12 protein-coding genes and 1 pseudogene are annotated in these 16,035 nt (G+C 68.2%); 3 read left to right on the top strand and 10 right to left on the bottom strand.

The features are described 5' to 3' along the window. Window positions 1–61: 61 nt before the first annotated feature. The 3 genes from I7X18_RS02145 to fadD2 all read right to left on the bottom strand — a co-directional run bounded on the left by I7X18_RS02145 (window position 62) and on the right by fadD2 (window position 3,025). Window positions 62–490 carry an Atu4866 domain-containing protein gene (locus I7X18_RS02145; RefSeq protein ID WP_226862968.1) on the bottom strand — a complete coding sequence of 143 codons (429 nt, stop codon included), beginning with the start codon at window positions 488–490 and terminating at the stop codon, window positions 62–64. A 36-nt stretch (window positions 491–526) separates the two neighbouring features. Further along, a complete protein-coding gene (locus I7X18_RS02140) occupies window positions 527–1,051 on the bottom strand; it encodes a nuclear transport factor 2 family protein (RefSeq protein ID WP_226862970.1) in 525 nt (174 codons plus the stop codon). A 282-nt stretch (window positions 1,052–1,333) separates the two neighbouring features. Beyond that, entirely contained in the window at window positions 1,334–3,025 is a 1,692-nt protein-coding gene (fadD2, locus tag I7X18_RS02135) for a long-chain-fatty-acid--CoA ligase FadD2 (protein ID WP_193044776.1), read from the bottom strand. 57 nt (window positions 3,026–3,082) lie between these two features. Between fadD2 and I7X18_RS02130 the strand changes: the two genes are divergently transcribed. Together I7X18_RS02130 and I7X18_RS02125 are read left to right on the top strand one after the other, a co-directional pair. Further along, the gene (locus I7X18_RS02130) at window positions 3,083–4,369 is read left to right on the top strand and encodes a DNA polymerase domain-containing protein (RefSeq protein WP_193044777.1); all 1,287 of its coding nucleotides are present in this window, start codon (window positions 3,083–3,085) and stop codon (window positions 4,367–4,369) included. 151 nt (window positions 4,370–4,520) lie between these two features. Continuing rightward, window positions 4,521–4,976: an STAS domain-containing protein gene (locus I7X18_RS02125; protein WP_193044778.1), complete on the top strand. Its 456-nt coding sequence runs from the start codon at window positions 4,521–4,523 to the stop codon at window positions 4,974–4,976. A 207-nt stretch (window positions 4,977–5,183) separates the two neighbouring features. Here the strand turns inward: I7X18_RS02125 and I7X18_RS02120 are convergent, their stop codons facing one another. The 4 genes from I7X18_RS02120 to I7X18_RS02105 all read right to left on the bottom strand — a co-directional run bounded on the left by I7X18_RS02120 (window position 5,184) and on the right by I7X18_RS02105 (window position 8,803). Further along, window positions 5,184–5,876 (bottom strand): class I SAM-dependent methyltransferase, encoded by a 693-nt coding sequence (locus I7X18_RS02120; RefSeq protein WP_193044779.1) that lies wholly within the window; start codon window positions 5,874–5,876, stop codon window positions 5,184–5,186. 2 nt (window positions 5,877–5,878) lie between these two features. Beyond that, window positions 5,879–6,565: a thiaminase II gene (gene tenA / locus I7X18_RS02115; protein WP_193044780.1), complete on the bottom strand. Its 687-nt coding sequence runs from the start codon at window positions 6,563–6,565 to the stop codon at window positions 5,879–5,881. A 13-nt stretch (window positions 6,566–6,578) separates the two neighbouring features. Next, complete coding sequence (locus I7X18_RS02110; RefSeq protein WP_193044781.1) at window positions 6,579–7,661, bottom strand: GGDEF domain-containing protein; 1,083 nt, start codon at window positions 7,659–7,661, stop codon at window positions 6,579–6,581. Between the two features lie 227 nt (window positions 7,662–7,888). Then, window positions 7,889–8,803 carry a LysR family transcriptional regulator ArgP gene (locus I7X18_RS02105; RefSeq protein ID WP_193045023.1) on the bottom strand — a complete coding sequence of 305 codons (915 nt, stop codon included), beginning with the start codon at window positions 8,801–8,803 and terminating at the stop codon, window positions 7,889–7,891. A gap of 95 nt (window positions 8,804–8,898) precedes the next feature. On the opposite strand from I7X18_RS02105, the pseudogene I7X18_RS29445 reads away from it, so the two are divergent. Further along, window positions 8,899–10,107: pseudogene (locus I7X18_RS29445) on the top strand (NCS2 family permease); the annotation flags it as partial. Here I7X18_RS29445 and I7X18_RS02100 read toward each other — a convergent pair. The 3 genes from I7X18_RS02100 to I7X18_RS02090 all read right to left on the bottom strand — a co-directional run bounded on the left by I7X18_RS02100 (window position 10,105) and on the right by I7X18_RS02090 (window position 15,867). Next, window positions 10,105–11,268 carry a YihY/virulence factor BrkB family protein gene (locus tag I7X18_RS02100; RefSeq protein ID WP_193044782.1) on the bottom strand — a complete coding sequence of 388 codons (1,164 nt, stop codon included), beginning with the start codon at window positions 11,266–11,268 and terminating at the stop codon, window positions 10,105–10,107. The pseudogene I7X18_RS29445 and the gene I7X18_RS02100 sit on opposite strands and share 3 nt — an antisense overlap. A 91-nt stretch (window positions 11,269–11,359) precedes the next feature. Further along, on the bottom strand, window positions 11,360–11,716 hold the full coding sequence (locus I7X18_RS02095; RefSeq protein WP_193044783.1) for an STAS domain-containing protein: 357 nt from the start codon (window positions 11,714–11,716) through the stop codon (window positions 11,360–11,362). Further along, the gene (locus tag I7X18_RS02090; RefSeq protein ID WP_193044784.1) at window positions 11,716–15,867 is read right to left on the bottom strand and encodes a SpoIIE family protein phosphatase; all 4,152 of its coding nucleotides are present in this window, start codon (window positions 15,865–15,867) and stop codon (window positions 11,716–11,718) included. The genes I7X18_RS02095 and I7X18_RS02090 overlap by 1 nt, the downstream gene beginning before the upstream one ends. Window positions 15,868–16,035 lie beyond the last annotated feature (168 nt).

The following is a 16,035-nucleotide window of genomic DNA, read 5'->3' as shown; positions in this document are numbered from 1 at the left end:
TTCCGCACCGACGAAGAGACGATCTCGGCTGGAAGAATTCCGGTCTACTGGCAGAGTGGAGTTACTGTGGTTGCCGGTAGAAAATCATGCCGCCGTGGTGGAGCTCGTTGTCGGTAACGAAGATTCCGTCCGCCGTGAACCCTGTGTCGTCCCAATAATCAATGTGATTGCCACGCACTTCGTAGCGACCGGTGTAGGCGCTCACGCGTTCACCCCTGGCTTCGTCGTAGCGTCCGTTTGGCAGAAGCTCCTGCCGGATGAGTCCGTCGCTGGTGACCCACATGCCGACATAGGGGTGGTCGACTTGGGCCGGCCCTCGTTGTTGTGTCGACTCTCGTGAGCCGTCCGGGGGTGGTGCTGCCGATTGACATGCGACGGTTACGAACACGCCGATGGTCATAGCGACGGACGACCAGAGCGTGCGTCGCCTACCGGCGTGTTTCGCTGGTCCCGTGGAGACCTCGACTTCGTCGAGTGGACTGCTGGCCATGTTCGCTCCTCTGATCGTTTAGCACTCCGAGGTGCGTCAGGCCGGCTCTACCCGCTCTAGCAGTTCGTTGAGAACCACAAGGTCGAGAAATGCCGTCGCGCGCACTACCCGTTCGTCACGCATGGTCAACACCCAGGCGTAACTGTTGAAGTAGGGGCGGCCGTCACGCGCCGTCGCAGTGCCATCCCAGATCGCGACGACAACATCGTTTTCGGCGATCAGCTGTCGTACATTCGCCTGTATCGGTCCAGTGAGCCGAGACTGGATTGGCCCCGCACCTTCCTGCAAGAACTGGGATCGGCTGGTGTAGGTCCTCGGCGCGTCGGCACGCGCAACCGTCCACTGCACATCCTCGGCCAGAATGGAATAGAAGGTGTGCGCGTCGTGTCCGACGCCGAGCGCAAAAGCGTTGCGCACCACTTCGGCGTTGCGTTCCTGTGGCGTTGGCGGTTCGTCTGCGGCACTGGTGCCACTAGAACCGACCGCTATGAGCGGCGCCAGTACGGCGGCAATTGCGATGGTCTTGACCCGCGTGCCCCACCGCGTGAGTTCTAGCGTCATGCAAATGAAGGTAGGCGCGTGGGCGCGATCCTGGGAGGACCCAGTCCTCCCTGGATCGAGGCGGCCCGCGGTTGCATAATGACTCGCCCACGCAAAGCCGCCGAGCTACCCATCAGTTGCAGAGGGCCCTTCTCCAGACGTGCGAAGTAATCGACACTGGGACCTGCCAACAGCGCGACGTCTTCCCGACGCAACCGTTGTCGGTGGTCACGTCGGCGGCGAGGGCGGTCTTGCCGCTCAGATCGATGTTCACGCCCACCCAGCACGACCGCGTCCGGCCGACTATTCCGACGAGCCGCCAAGCTCCATCTCGCGTAATTCGCGTTTGAGGATCTTTCCGGTCGGGTTGCGCGGCAGCTCGTCGAGGAAGACGACCTCGCGCGGCACCTTGTACCGCGCCAGGTGTTCCTTGACGTAGCCCTTGATGCCTTCCTCGTCAACCGAGGCGCCCTCGGCCTTGACGACGAACGCTCGCAGCCTGTGCCCCCACTCCTTGTCCTCGACGCCGAGCGCGGTGGCCTCGACCACCTCGGGGTGGCCGCTGATGAGGTCCTCCACCTCGGCCGGGAACACGTTCTCACCGCCGGACACGATCATCTCGTCGTCTCGGCCGGACACGTAGAGCAGATCGTGCTCGTCGAAGTATCCGACGTCGCCGGAGGACATCAACCCGTCGATGATCTGCTTGTGGCCGCCGCCCGTGTAGCCCTCGAACGGGAACGTGGTGCCCACGAAGATCCGGCCCACCTCGCCGTGCGGGACCTCCTTGCCGTTGTCGTCGAAGAGCTTGACGCGCACGCCCTTGACCACCGGGCCGACCGTGGCCGGATTCTTCTGCAGATCCTCCGGACGGGCGATGGTGGCGAAGGCGATCTCGGTCGACCCGTACAGGTTGTAGATCACCGGTCCGAGATCCTTCATCGCCCGGGTGGCCAGCTCGGCGCCCAGCTGCGACCCGGAGACGAACACGATGCGCAGCGACGACAGGTCGGGCTTGGTGTCCATCTTCTCGATGTGGTCCAGGATCCGCGACAGCATCACCGGCACCACCACCATGGCGGTCGCCTTGTATTTCTCGATGTCGGCGAGCACGGTGGCCGGCTTGAACCGGCGGCGCAGCACCAGCGTCGAGCCCAGCATCATGCCGATGGTGGCGTGCAGGTAGCCCAGCGCGTGGAACATCGGCGCGGGCAGCAGCGTGACCTCGCCGGATTTGAACGGCACGTGCGACAGCACACCGCCGATCGGCGCCAGCGACAGCGGCGGCTTGCGGTTGGCACCCTTGGGCGTGCCGGTGGTGCCGCTGGTGAGGATGATGACCGACGAATGCTTGGTCACCTTCGGCGCGGGCGACTTGTCCCCCGCGGCAACGATTTCCGCCAGCGTCTTGGCGTCGCTCTCCGACGGCTCCTCGTTGTCGGGGTTGGTGCCGAGCGCGCGCAGGTATCCGTATTCCGGCTTCGCCTGCGACACCGCCTTGGAGTACTCGTCGTCGTGGATGATCAGCTTGGCGCCCTCGCGTTCGGACACCTCCTTGATCTGGGGGCCGGAGAACTCGCTGTTGAGCAGGATGATGCGGGCGCCGGTGCGGGCCGCCCCGTAGACCGCGACCAGGAACCAGCGGTGGTTGCGGGCGAGGATCGCCACCCCGTCGCCGCCCTTGACCCCCTTGGCAAGCAGCGCGTGCGCCACCGCGTGCGCGGCCTCGTCGAGTTCGGCGTACGTCATCTCGCCCTCGTCGTCGATGACCGCCTTGCGGTCCGGGGCACGACGGGCGTTGAGCGCCGGGATCATCCCGAACTCACCCCAGCGGCGCATGTCGGCAACGAAGGCGGCCATGTTCTGCGGCGGTTCGAGTTGGAGCGCACCGGCTTCGAACATCTTGCGGGCGTAGTGCAATTCGGCGGAGCCGCGGTCGAGATACAGCTTGGCCTTTGCCGCCACCTGCGACGGAAGTTCAGTGAGCTTCGGCATGGCCACACACTATGTGACCCATGTCGCACCCGAGGCGGGTATCTATCAGTCCCTACCATGGCTGACATGGCCGGATCCCGAGCGCAGGGCCTCTCGATGGACATCGCCGGGCGCGCGCTGACCGTCACCCACCCGGACAAGGTCGTCTTCGAGGCGTACGGGGACCGACCGCCGGTCACCAAACTCGACCTGATCGAGTACTACCTTGCGGTCGCCGACGGTGCGCTTCGCGGCGTGGCGGACCGACCGATGATCCTCAAGCGATTCGTCAAAGGCATCACCGAAGAGGCCGTGTTCCAGAAGCGCGCGCCGGCCAAGCGCCCCGACTACGTCGACGTCGCGGAGTTGAAGTACGCCTCGGGCACCTCGGCCCAGGAGGCGGTGATCCACGATGCCGCCGGTCTGGCGTGGGCGGTCAACGTCGGCTGCGTCGACCTGAACCCCCATCCGACGCGGTCAGGCGACCTCGCCCACCCCGACGAACTACGGGTGGACCTCGACCCGATGCCCGGGGTGGACTGGCGGCAGATCGTCGACGTCGCGATGGTGGCGCGCGAAGTCCTCGAGGATCACGGGCTCACCGCGTGGCCGAAGACGTCGGGCTCCCGCGGCTTCCACATCTACGCCCGGATCGAACCGCGCTGGCCGTTCAAGTTCGTGCGGCTGGCCGCCCAGACGGTGGCCCGAGAGGTCGAACGGCGCGCACCCGAGCTGGCGACGAGCCGCTGGTGGAAGGAAGAGCGGGAAGGCGTGTTCGTCGACTTCAACCAGAACGCCTTCGACCGCACCGTCGCGTCGGCGTACTCGGTGCGGGCGACGCCGGACGCCCGGGTATCCACCCCCCTGCGCTGGGACGAGGTACCGGGTTGCCGGCCGGAGGCCTTCACCGTGGCCACGGTGCCCGCCCGGTTCGCCGAGCTCGGTGATCCGTGGGAGTCGATGGACGATCACCCCGGCCGGCTGGACGCGCTGCTCGACCTCGGCGACCGCCTGGGCCCGCCCGAGAAGGCCCCCCGCGGTGCCAAACGCAACGACGGCACCGGCCGGCGGCAGTCCGTGATGCCACTGATCGAGATCGCCCGGACCAAGACCAAGGACGAGGCGCTCGCCGCGCTCGACACCTGGCGCGAGCGCCATCCCGATGCGGCCGCGTTGCTCGAACCGCTCGATGTGCTGGTCGACGGGATGCGGGGACCGAGTTCGATCTGGTACCGCATCCGGATCAATCTCCAGCACGTGCCCGAGGGGCAGCGTCCCCCGCAGGAGCCCCTGCTGGCCGATTACAGCCCCTGGGAGCACTACACCGGCCACCAGGTGCGCCGTGGCCCCGATACCGACCAGTAACAATCGCATCACGAGTCACGCGAATGCAGGTTCTTACCAAAGTATTAGCGGTAGCTCCCAGCGGCCTTAAATTCGGCGCATAACTTTGGGGTCACGTTGAGGTGGCAAAACAGAAAAGCCATTCCAGCGAAACCTCGACGGGAGGCCGCTCATGACACTCACGAGCACGTCCACTGGTTCAGCCGATGCCTTCCACTACGGAAACCCGTCGTTCGACTGCGACGGTGTCCGGATGCGGGCCCGCTGCCGTCAACTCGCAACGGTCGTCTCGGTCACGGGCGACATCGGCGCCGGCAACCTGTCGTGCGTCGCGGACTACGCAATGCGGTTCGTCCTCGCGGAGAAGCCGTTCATCCTCGACCTCACTGCCGTCAGTTCATTTGGCGCAGAGGCACTTTCACTGTTCTACGACATCGACGGCCGGTGCGCCGACGCCGGGGTCGAATGGTCGGTGATCGGCAGCCAGCCTGTTCTCCAGGTGCTGCGCGCCTCCGGCACCCTCAATGACATGCCGGTGACCGCGTCGGTTCCGGAAGCCTTGCATCACTTCAGCGAAGGCATCCTGGCCCGGCGCCGCCTGCTCCCCCTCCTGACCAAGACAGCCTGACCCGGAAAGGCGACCGCCATGCTCATAGATGTTCGTTGGCTCTCATACCTCCTCAAGCGTCGTCGGCATTCGTTGCATCACGCGAATCCCGCAACCGCCTGATTTCTCTCTCCCGCATGCGCCGCCACAGAGCATCGTGGCGGCGCATCGGCATATTCGGGGTCGCTGCCAGGACGGGAGCGGGCGCTGCACCGGCATCGTGAGCAATTAACTCGACGACACCGGCGCCGCGTCTCCTTTGATCCAGCGCCACTGCCCGGGCGTCCATTCACGGGCCTGGGGCAGTGTCTCGTCAACAGCCGCGACGACACCCGGCCACCAGTCCGGGTGGTAGTCGTCGCCCGAAAGCCACCCGCCACGGGCCACCTTCGGCGCCCACGCGGCGATATCGGCGCACACGCTCTCGTAGTCGTGGCGGGCGTCGATGTGCACCCACGCCAGAGATTCGTCGTCGAACATCCCGGCCGCTGACACCGAGTCGGTGATCAGCAGCGCGACCGCGTCGGCGAATCCACACGCGATGACATTGCGGTGCAGCAGGCCCGCGAAGGTCCCGCCCCCGAACTCGACCGCCGGGCCGTGGGCGTTGACCTGGCTATTGCCTTCCGGACCGCTGCCCCTGCAGGTGTCCACACCCACGATGCCGATCCGGTGCCCGGACTGCTGCACCACCTCGGCCAACGAGCACAGGCTCCGACCGAGGTAACTGCCGACCTCGACGAAACGAGGGGCGACGAACTGGGCACTGCCACCGAAATGCGCACTGTCCCCGAAATGCGCACTGTCCCCGAAATGCTCGACGGCCTCCTCCTGGGCCTGCCGCCAGCCGAACCACCCCGGGATGTCCTCCCACCGCCGGACGGGGCCGTCCAGGGCGTGGCCGTATTGATCGGTAGCCATGCTCAGACCGGCCACTGCTCGAGACGGTGCGCCGCGTCGAAGAACATCCACTCATAGCGCGACGTGGTGAGGAAGTGGGCCCGCGCCTCGGCGTCCTGCTGCGGCGTCAATGTGGGGCCGGTGCGGTCGGCGAGCTCGACCACCTGGGCGACCGTGGCCGCGAACTCCTCACCGCCGTAGCTATCGATCCACCGCTGATAGCGGGCGTCGGATGAGCCCCGGGCGATCAACTCCTGACCCATCCGGGCGTAGATCCAGTAGCAGGGCAGGACCGCGGCCAGCCCGTCGGCGAAGCTGCCGCTGTACACGGTCGCGAGCAGATAGCTCGTATAGGCGCGAGTCGTGGGCGCCACCGGCACGCGGGCGAGGTCCGCGGGGTCCAACCCCAGTTCGGGCAGCAGGACCTCGTGCAACGACAGTTCGACCTCGAACACGTCGGCGGCATGGCCGGAGAACATCGCGGTATCCGCCAGGGTCGGCGCCTTCGCCCCGACGACCGCCAGCGCCCGGGCATAATCCCGCAGGTAGTGCACATCCTGGGCGACGTAGTGCGCGAACACCTGCGGGTCCAGGGTCCCGTCGGTGAGCCCGGATGAGAACGGGTGAGCCAGGATCGCCGAGTAGACGGACTCGATCTCGTTCCACAGCCGCAGCGACCAGCGTTGCGTCGATTCGTCAGGCGCGTTCATCGCCGCCAACGTATCAGCGGCAGGCGCTTCGGTCATCGTGGCGGAACTGGTTGCCGCCGGCGCGTTTGGCCGCGTACATCGCGTGGTCGGCAGCGCCGATGAGCGTGTGGATCACGGCCTGCCCGTCCTCGTCGAACAGCGGAAGGCAGACCGCCGCCACGCCGACGCTGGCCGTGAGGCGGAACGGGACGATCGCCACGGCCGCGCACATGCGCTGCGCCCACTCGTCGATGTCCCCGGCCTCCAGGAGGTCGGCGAGTAGGAATTCCTCACCCCCGAGCCGGCCCACGACCGCGGTCTGGCTGACCCCGGTGCGCAGGGCGCGGGCGACGGCGACGAGCGCCTGGTCGCCCGCCGCGTGGCCGTGACTGTCGTTGAGCAACTTGAAATCGTCGAGGTCGACGACGGCGACAGCCAGGTGGACGTGCTGGTCGCGATGCGCGGTCAACAGGTGCTCGATCTGCTGGTACACCGCGCGGCGGTTGAGCAGACCTGTCAGCGGGTCGCGGTTCGCCCGCAGCAGATCCACGCCGAGCACGTGCACCACTGCCTGGACGGCGAACGGCACCGCGATGTTGAGCACGACCACCAGCAGGAGCAGGGCGGCCGCCAATGCGGTGTCGGCACTTTCCGTCGCGAGCCGAACCGACTGCAGCACACCGACATACAGCGCGACCGCGAAGTTGTAGATCATGTATCCGGGCGTGTGGAACAGCGCGATGTACCCGCCGGTGGTGGCGAACACCGTGCAGCCCATCAGCCCGATCATCGGGTCGTCCTGCACGTAGCAGGCCAGCGCGATGAACAGGTTTGCGGACACGATGTAGGCGACCGAGAGGCGGCGGGTAGGCCAGCGGCCCACCCACATCGCGGCGGCGCCCAGCCCGCCGAGCACCGAGAGCCAGGTCACCGCCTGGGCCATCCCGCCGTGGGGCCCGCGGGAACTCATGGTCAGCACCGCGGGAATGAGGGCGAGTGCGGCCGTGCTGCAGGCCAGATTCAAGCGCGCCATCCCGAGCATCCCACGCGCCCGCAGGTACCCGGTGATCCAGTCGAAATGGTCCGGTTGCCGCCACCAACGTCGAAGCCAGTGCACCGCGATCCCCCTTCCCCTCGCTGCCCCCGCTAGCTCGCAGCAACACTGGCGGTGTTCGCCGCAGCCTAACCCAGCACACCCGAGCTGACCGGCCGAGGCCCAGCGGCAAGGGGTGAGCGCGGCCGCGCGGCTGCTCCGCAAACGGGTGACCGGCGTGGCGCTGATCGAGCCGCAACACGTCCATACCTCCATGCGTGACGCGGAACGCCCCCGCGCCTACCGGCGCGTCATCCTCCGGCGGCGGATCTGACCTTCCGGCGCGCCAGGCCGGTCGCCGCCGAACGCACCGCGCCGGTGACCCGCTTGACGAGCGGGCTGTCGAGTTTCCAGCATTGCCAGTACAGCGGGACGTCGAGGTGGACGTCGGCGATGCGGACGAAGGATCCGTCGGCCAGGTGGGGAGCCGCCAGTTGCTCCGGGTACATCCCCCACCCCAACCCGGCGCGCACCGCAGCGCCGAACCCCTCGGCGGTCGGCACGTAGTGCACCGGCCGCGGGACCGTGCGACGAAACCCCTTGCGAAGCAACATGTCCTGCAGCGCGTCATCGCGGTTCCACGCCAGCGACGGCGCGTGCGCGGCGGCACCCGGAGTGAACCCGTCGGGCAGATACCGTTCGACGTACGCCGCGCTCGCGACAGGGAGGTAGCGCATCAGCCCGAGTGATTGGACGCGGCAGCCGGGCACCGGGCGGCGTTCGGTGGTGACCGCACCCATCACCACACCTTCGCGCAGCAACCGCGCCGAGTGATCCTGGTCCTCGATCCGGATGTCGAACAGGACCTCCGAGACGTCGCCGAGCACCGCGGTGAACCATGTCGACATCGAATCCGCGTTGACCGCGAGCGCCACCCGAGGGCGCTGCGCGGTGCCCGGGCCGCCCAGTTCGCCGAGCGCCTCGGCCTCCAATAGCGCGGTCTGCGCCGCGAGGCGCAACAGTGGTACACCCGATGCCGTTGCGCGGCAGGGCTTCTCACGTACCACCAGCACCTGGCCCACCCGATGCTCGAGAGTCTTGATGCGCTGACTCACCGCGGACGGTGTCACGTGCAGGTGGTCGGCGGCCGCGTCGAAGCTGCCGAACTCGATCACCGCGGCGAGGGCGGCGAGCTGATCGGCACCGAGGCGGGTCTCGTCGCGCATGCGGGGATGGGCTGTGGTCACCGCCCCAATGTAGGAATTCCGGGCGCCCGACGTGGTAACTCGCCGTCTGCGGCGGTTCATCTTAGGGTCGTCCCATGAATCGCCTCGACCGCTTCTTCGAGATCTCGGCACGCGGGTCCACCCTCGGCGCCGAGGTCCGCGGCGGCCTCGTCACGTTCATCGCGATGGCCTACATCATCGTGCTGAACCCGATCATCCTGTCCAGCGCGGAGGACGTCGAGGGGAATTCGCTTCAGTTCGCGCAGGTCTCGGCCACCACCGCGCTCGCGGCGGGCGTCATGACCATCCTTTTCGGCCTGATCGCGCGGCTGCCGTTCGCCTTCGCCGCCGGCCTGGGTATCAACTCCTTCCTTGCCACCACGGTGGTCGGTGAGGTCAGCTGGGCCGAGGCGATGGGCCTGGTGGTCATCAACGGCCTGATCATCGTGCTGCTGGCGGTGACCGGTCTGCGCCGACTGGTCTTCGACGCGGTTCCCATGCAGCTGAAGCTGGCGATCACCGCGGGTATCGGGTTGTTCATCCTGTTCATCGGTCTGGTCGACGCGGGCTTTGTCAGTTCCACCGGGCTGGCCTCACCGCCGGTCGGGCTGGGCGCAGGCGGGCTGGGCTCGATCAGCACCGTCCCGACGGTCATCTTCGTGGTCACGCTGCTCGTCACCGGCGTGCTGGTCGCCCGACGCGTGCGGGGCGGGATCCTCATCGGCCTGGTCGCCGGCACCGTCGTCGCGGTCATCGTCGAGGCGATCTGGGATCTCGGATCGGCCCAGGACAACCCCGGCGGCTGGAGTTTGTCGGTGCCGCAGCTGTCCGGTTCGCCGTTCGCCCTGCCCGACCTCTCTCTGATCGGCGAGTTCAGCCTGGCCGGCAGCTTTGAACGCATCGGGATCCTCGCGGCGGTCATGCTCGTCTTCACGTTGGTGTTCGCGAACTTCTTCGACGCGATGGGCACCTTCACCGGGCTCTCTCGGGAGGCCGGTCTCGCCGATCAGCACGGCACGTTCCCGCGACTGAAGTCGGCGCTGATCGTGGAAGGCGCCGGCGCCGCGGTCGGCGGTGCGACGTCGGCATCGTCGAACACGGTCTTCATCGAGTCCGGGGCGGGCATCGAGGAAGGGGCGCGCACCGGCCTGGCGAACCTGATCACCGGTGGCCTGTTCCTCGCGGCGATGTTCGTCGCGCCGCTGGCGTCCATCGTGCCGACCGAGGTGGCGGCGGCCGCGTTGGTGGTGGTGGGCGCGATGATGGTGTCGCACCTTCGGCACATCGAACTGTCCGAGTTCTCAGTGGCGTTGCCCGTGGTCCTCACTGTGGCGGCCATGCCCTTCACCTACTCGATCGCCAACGGGATCGGCGTCGGGTTCATCTCGTGGGTGGTCGTCCGCTCCGGCGCCGGCAAGGCCCGTGAGATCAGCCCGCTGCTGTGGGTCGTGGCCGCCGGCTTCCTCGTCTACTTCGCCCGCGGCTGGATCGAGAACCTCATGGGCGTCTGACCGGCTCTCCTCGAACGTCACCGAGACGTGCTGAAAACCCTTGACCCGCTCGGCTTTCGCCTTACCGGTGTAGGTGCGGCGATCCGCCGAGGTCAGTGTCACCTCGTCGGTGAACGGGGTGAGCAGCGCGCGCGGATACAGCCGGTCGACCCGCACGACGTTGAGTTCCGCGCACAGCACCAGGCTGACCGAGATGAGGTAGAGGAACGCCAACAGCCCGAGGACCAGGGCGAACACGGTGTTGGTGGCGCTCGAAGAGCTCGCAATCCGCGCGATGAATCCTGCTCCGAACCACTGCAGGAACTGCCAGACCGCCGCTGCGGCAAGGGCTCCCGGCAACACCTGCCGGTAGGTCAGCTTGCGGCTCGTCGTCATCCGGAACGCCACCAGACAGATCCCGGTGTTGATCGCGATGGTCGCCACCAGGATCCCCGACCTGCCGAACGCGCCGAAATCGTCGACGGCGCGGCCGAACGCCGACAGCACCGTCGCCGCGATCGCCGCCGTCCCCAGCACGAGCAGGAGCAGCAGGCTGCGGAAGCGGGACCGGAACGGATCGGGGCGCTTGTTGCGGGGCACCGCCCACACCGAGTCCATCGCATTCTGGATGGCCTGTCCGACCCCGGAGCCACCGTAGAGCGCCCCCAGGATGCCGATCACGATGGCGGCCACCCCGCCGCTGAGTTTCTCGGGCTCGGCCAGTTGCTGACCGATCAGCGGGAACTGGCTGACGGTCGCCTCGACGACCTGCTGCTGCAACTCCGGGCGGCCGACGAGTAGCACGCCGAGCACTGTGGTCAGCAGGAGCAGCAGCGGAAAGAGCGAGACGAACGCGTAGTAGGTGATCAGCGCCGCGAGGTAGCCGCCCTGATCATCGACGTACTTGTAGATGACCGCGATGATGTAGCCCATCACCCGACTGCGCTGCTGCAGCCTGTCGAGCCAACCGATCACCGCAGCACCTTCCCCGCGCCAGTAGTGCGCCCGGCATACCCCCTGCGACCGGGAAAAACACCACCAATTCGGCCCGCCCTACTACCCGGGGTCAGCTCGGATCTGCCTCGGCCGGGTCGACGCCGGCGGCTTGGACGGTGGCCAGTTGGTCGATGCCGCTGATCCGGAGCACCGGAATCAGGTACGGATTGGCGAGGAGACGCATCCCCGGCGCCTGATCGGCGTGCACCGACAGCGCGCCGATCGCGGCGCTGTCCAGGTATTCGACCGCGGTGAGGTCGATGGTCACCGGGCCGCCGGGGCCGCCGGTGCCGTCTGCGGAGGCGATCACCGTGGTGAGGGCCCGGGTGAAGGTCTCGATGTTGCTCCGGTCGATCTCGCCGGCCGCGACCAGCAGCGGGGTGCCGTCGTCGTGCCGGTCGGCGCTGACGGTGAGCGGTGTGGCCATCAGAGGATCCTCGCGTTGAGGTGGACCGCGGTGCCGTCGTCACCGGGTCTGATCGTGACGTCGTCCATGAGACCCTCCATCAGCGCCACGCCCCGCCCCCGCCGGGTGTCGACCTCGGTCCGTGGGGTCTCCCACTCACCGGTGTCGAGGACCGAGACCCGGAGCCGGTCGACCATCGCCGTCGCCCGCAAGGTGACGTACCCGTCGGGACGGTTACGGTGCCCGTGCTCGATCGCGTTGGCGACGGCTTCGCCCGCCGCGATGAGCACATTCATCGCCTGGTCCGCTCCCACGCCGGCCTGCGTCAGCCAACGCCGAAGCGCGCCACGGGAACTCGCGAGGAACTCGTTGCGAGCCGGGAAGACCATGTCCAGGGGGGCGGGCTGGCGGTAGAGCAACAACGCCACATCGTCCTGATACCCGCCGTCGGGCGCCAGCCGGGACATCAGCTGGTCGGCGACGTCGTCGAGGACGGCGGAACGACCTTCGGCGACGAGGTCGGCAGCACGGCTGATGCCCGTGTCCAGTGCGGCGCGGCGGCGCTCCACCAGACCGTCGGTATAGAGGAGCAGGGTGGCGCGGGCGGACAGGGTCACCCTGGCTTCGGGCCGGTCCTGGTGGGGCCGCAACGCCAGGGCGAAGCCGCGCGCGTCGTCGAGCACCCGGGTGGTGCCGTCGGCCTCGACGAGGATCGGCGGCGGGTGGCCCGCGCTGGAATAGACCAGTTCGCCGGTGTCCGGCGCGAGCACCGCACACCACACCGTGGTGCAACGGGCTCCCGGCAGCCTGGCCGCGAACCGGTCGAGACCGGCCAGGGCGGCGCCCGGGCTCGGGTGGTCGAGCAGCAGCGCGCGACACGCGCTGCGCAGCTGACCCATGACGGTGGCGGCTTCCAGGTCGTGGCCGACACAGTCGCCGACGATCAGCGCGATGCGCCCGCCGTCGAGGTCGACGACGTCGTACCAGTCGCCGCCGACTTGGAGGGGCCGCGTCGCGGGGTGATAGCGGACGGCGAAGCCACCGGGCAGCCGGGCCGGACCGAGGATCGCGTGCTGCAGCGTCAGCGCGGTCTCCCGCTGCTGGTCGAGTTGGTACACGCGGTGCAGACCCTGGCCCAGGCGACCTGCGAGAACCGTGAGCAGCGTGTGGTCCTCCGGCGTGAACGGACGCTGCTCCAACAGCTCGATCCACAGGACGAGGACGCCGCCGCGCGGATGCTGCAGCGCGATACCCGCGGTGCCGTACTCCTCGGTGTGGGTGATGAGCAGATCGGCGCTGCGCAGGGCGGTGATCACGCTGCGCCGCCGCGGCGGGAGCTCCGCCCACTGCACGGGTTCACCGGCACAGATGATCTCGGGGACCGCGTCGGGGTCCTGGTTGGGGAAGGTGACGGCCACCACACGACGCGCCCGCCACAGCCGCAGTAATTCCCCGACGGTGGCCTGCAGCGCCCCGTCGAGCGTGTCGGCGTCGACGAGTTGCGCGTTGAGTGCCGCGAGCGCGGTTTCGCGTTGCACCGTGTAGTGCTCCGCGGTGACGTCACGAAAGGTGCCGACCATGACCCGTCGGCCGGTGTCGGGATCTTCGGCCGGGTTGAAGCTCGCGCTGACCCACAGCCGATGCCCGTCGCGGTGCACCACCGGGAACGTGTAGTCGCCAGGGCCCTGGTTCAGCACCCCGGAGAACGCCCGGCTGGTCTTGCGGTGACCCTCCGGATCGGCGTCGGGGTCCGGCCACCACGGTTGCACGGGTTGGTACGGCAGTCCTTCGGGGCCGTAGCCGAGGATGTCGGTGAACGCGGTGTTGATCTCGATGATGGCACCGTCTTCGTCGCAGACGAAGAACGCTTCCTGCAGGGAGTCGATCAGGGCGGTGCGCCAGCGGCTGTGGTCGTTGCGCAACCTCGCCAGTGCGACATTCGCCCGGACCCGAGCCAAGAGCTCCGCTGCGGCAAACGGTTTCACGAGGTAGTCGTCGGCGCCGGCCTGCAATCCCTCGATGGACGATTCCTGGCCCGCCCGCGCGGAGAGCAGCAGCACCGGCAGCGCGGCGGTCCGCGGTTCGGTGCGCAGCGCCGTGACCAGACCCAGACCGTCGAGTCCGGGCATCATGACGTCGCTGACGACGAGGTCGGGCAGATCCGCGCGGACGGACTCGAGCGCCTGGCGGCCGTCCCTCACCGCCGTCACCTCGTATCCGGCGCCGCGGAGCAGTCCGGTGAGGTACGCCCGCATATCGGCGTTGTCGTCGGCGATCAGCACCCGTGCCCCGGCGGCCGCTGCGACAGCCCCGGTGACACCGGTGTCGACGGCGGTGTCGGAATCGCTGGGCAACCAGCGCAGCGCCTCCTGCACATACGGGTCCGCGATGTCGGAGACGGCGGAGGCACGCCCCGGCGGCGCGACGTCGTCGGGAGGGAGATGCGTTGCACCGAAAGGCAGTCGGATGGTGAAGGCGGTGCCGCGACTTTCTTCGCTCTGCGCACCGATCGTGCCGCCGTGCAGGCCGACGAGTTCCTTGACGAGCGCCAGTCCGATCCCGCTGCCCTCCGTCGACCGGGCATAGGCCGTCTCGACCCGATGGAACCGATCGAACAACCGGGGCATGTCCGCGGCGGAGATCCCGACCCCGGTGTCGGCGACGGTGACCACCGCGGCGCCGTCCTCGTGGGTCACCTGCACCGTGATCTCGCCTTCGAGGGTGAACTTCAGGGCGTTGGAGAGCAGGTTGAGGACCACCTTCTCCCACATGTCACGGTCCACGTACACCGGTTCGACCAACGGCGGACAGGCGACGGTGAACGTCAGCCCCGCGCGCTCGACGGCCGAACGGAACACGCTGGCCAATTCGGCGGTCACCGCGGACAGGTCGACGGGTTCGAACCGGGCCTGCATCCGGCCGGCCTGGATGCGCGAGAAGTCCAGCAGCGTGTTGACCAGCTTGGCGAGCCGTAAACCGTTGCGGTGCACGAGCTCGAGCTCCTCGCGCGCCTTCGTGTCGAGACCCTCGGCATGGTTGCGCAGCTCGGCCAGCGGCCCGAGGATCAGCGTGAGCGGCGTGCGGAACTCGTGACTGATGTTGGAGAAGAAGGTGGTCTTGGCCAGGTCGAGCTCCGCCAGCTCATCGGCCCGCCGCTGTTGCGAGCGGTAGCTGCGCGCACTGCCGATACCGGCGGCGATGTGGCCTGCGACGAGTTCGACGAACCCGCGGTAGTTCGCATCCAGCCACCGGTGCGAGTTCAACGCCGCGACCAGGAATCCGACCGGGTCGGCGCCCTGCTGCAGCAGCGGGACCACCAGCGCCTGTGCGGGTGGATCCGGCCACCCCCCGCGCGGCAGGTGCAGCGACTCGCCGTCGACGTCGAGCAGGACTGATTCACCCTGGGCCGGCAGCTCGAGCGGCCACACCGACAGGCCGTCCGGCGACAGCATTTCCGGTGCCGCCGGATGTCCCCGCTCGATACCGCTGGTGGCGGCGAGCCGCGCCTCGCCGTCGTCACCGAACAGGTAGGTCAGCGTGAACGGCAGGTCGTAGGGGTTGTGGTTGAGCTGTTCGGCGGCGAAGCCCAGCATCTGGCGCTCGGTGCGCACGACGCTCGGATCGGACCCGAGGTCGCACAGGGTCGCCATCCGGCGTTCGGCGATGACGCGTTCGGTGTCCTCACTGACCACGCAGAGCATGCCGACGACGTGGCCCCCGTCGTCGCGCAGCGGGCTGTAGGAGAAGGTGTGGTAGGTCTCCTCGGAGTAGCCGGACCGTTCGAGGAACAGCATCAGCGCGACATCCCAGGTGGCCTGGCCGGTCGACAGCACCGATTCGATCCGCGGGCCGATGTCGGGCCATATCTCCGCCCACACCTCGCTGGCCGGGCGGCCCAGTGCCCACGGGTATTTGCGGCCGAGTGTGGCGCGCCGGTAGGCGGCGTTGCAGAAGAACGTCAGCTCCGGACCCCACGCCATCCACATCGGGAAACGCGACGACAGCAGGATGCTCACGGCGGTGCGCAGGCTCTGCGGCCATGCGGCAGGCGGACCCAGGGCGGTCGCCGTCCAGTCCACCTCGGCGAGGTGCCTGCCGACATCGGGGTCCGCGCCGAACAGCGCGTCCGGCGACGAGGCCGACGAAGCCGCCTCAGCGTCCTCCACACCCACCCGACATCCCTCTCACTGCCCGGGCCGGCGCACCAAGGCGTTCGACGCCGGCCGGGCCCGCCGATCGGCGCCAGGCATGAGCGTCACCTCGTGGCGCGGCGCCGCGGTCGCGGCGCCGTACGTCCCCACGGAGTCATCCGTGGCTGCAGGCTGCCCAGAGACGGCGGA

Origin of the sequence: Mycolicibacterium baixiangningiae, from assembly GCF_016313185.1 — a bacterium.
Taxonomy (GTDB): Bacteria; Actinomycetota; Actinomycetes; order Mycobacteriales; family Mycobacteriaceae; genus Mycobacterium; species Mycobacterium baixiangningiae.
The sequence above is the reverse complement of the archived record's forward strand: the minus strand, read 5'-3'. Positions and strand labels throughout refer to the sequence as shown.